The following is a 1256-nucleotide window of genomic DNA, read 5'->3' as shown; positions in this document are numbered from 1 at the left end:
CCGACACGGTCGATGCGGCGGCCATAGCCGAAGCCGTGACGCGGCCGACGATGCGCTTTGTGGAAGTGCGGACGCCCGAGCAGGTCGACCTCCAAGCTCTGCATCGCATTCGCGACCGTCTTGTCAGGCAACGAACGGCGCTGATGAACCAGGCGCGTGCCTTCTGCTTCGAATATGGGTTGGCGATGCGGGTCGGTGGTGGGGGCTTCCATGCCGACATCCGGCGGCATCTGGCCAATGGGGAGAATGATCTGACCCCCGCCATGCGGATGCTGCTCGAAGAACTGCTCGATGAGCTCGCCTACATCGAAGGGCGCATCAAGGCCGTGAACGGCAAGGTCGAGGCCTATGCGAGCCAGAATGACACCGTCAGCCGGCTCGTGACTATCCCCGGCATCGGGCCACTTGGCGCGACGGCGATCGTCGCAGCCGCAGGGGACGGTCGGCAATTCCGCAAGGCGCGCGATCTGGCCGCGTGGCTGGGCCTCGTTCCGGCAGAGCATTCGACCGGGGGCAAGCAGACCCTTCTGGGCATCAGCAAGCGCGGCAACCGCTACGTTCGGCGGTTGATCGTCCACGGGGCGCGATCCTGCTTCTTACATCTGAACCGGGCGAACCACGCCCTCGGAGGCTGGCTCTCTGCGCTGGAAGCACGAACCCATCGCAACAAGGTCGTCGTCGCCTTGGCCAACAAGTTGACCCGGATCGTCTGGGCCATCCTGACGAGGCCCGGCACCGTCTATTTGCCGTCGAAGGGGACAGCCCTGAGCTGACCAAGCGACCGCAGCACAGATTGCAGGGGAAAGTGATGACCAAACGGTTGATCGACCTGGGGTAAGCCACGCGCAAAAAAGCGAGAACCGATCCCGCACCACTAATCTGGAACCCGAGGGGCGGATCTCATCAAGGCCTTGCCGCCAAAAGCGGCTGACTGATCAGAGGCCGGATACATTTACGCAAGCCGGACGGCCATGCACGAAACCTTGCAATAGCGGGGCGGACCATACATTTTTGACAGCAGATCCTTCAGCGCCGTGTTGTCGAGCATTGCCTCGGCCAGCAGGCGCTTCAGCTTGGCGTTCTCGTCTTCGAGCGCCTTCAGACGCTTCGCCTCGGACGGCTCCATTCCGCCGAACTTCGCCTTCCAGGCGTAGAACGTGGCGCTACTGATCCCGTGCCTGCGGCAGACCTCGGCCGTCTTTGCGCCCGCCTCCTGCTCCCGCAGGATCGCGATGATCTGCTCTTCGGTGAACTTC

Annotated in this window: 1 protein-coding gene and 1 pseudogene; one reads left to right on the top strand and one right to left on the bottom strand. The window is 63.1% G+C overall.

Annotated features, from left to right (window positions below; translation table 11 throughout):
- Nucleotides 1–773 (top strand): IS110 family RNA-guided transposase (locus ACFHYO_RS15590; protein WP_394321605.1); only part of this gene is annotated, 773 nt, incomplete at its 5' end.
- A gap of 236 nt (nt 774–1009) precedes the next feature.
- On the opposite strand, the pseudogene ACFHYO_RS15585 reads toward ACFHYO_RS15590, so the two are convergent.
- Nucleotides 1010–1256 (bottom strand): annotated as a pseudogene (locus ACFHYO_RS15585) (transposase); the annotation flags it as partial.

It is taken from the genome of Paracoccus panacisoli (assembly GCF_042435015.1).
Classification (GTDB): domain Bacteria; phylum Pseudomonadota; class Alphaproteobacteria; order Rhodobacterales; family Rhodobacteraceae; genus Paracoccus; species Paracoccus panacisoli.
Note: the sequence above shows the minus strand (reverse complement) of the source record. Positions and strands in the feature narration are given on the sequence as shown.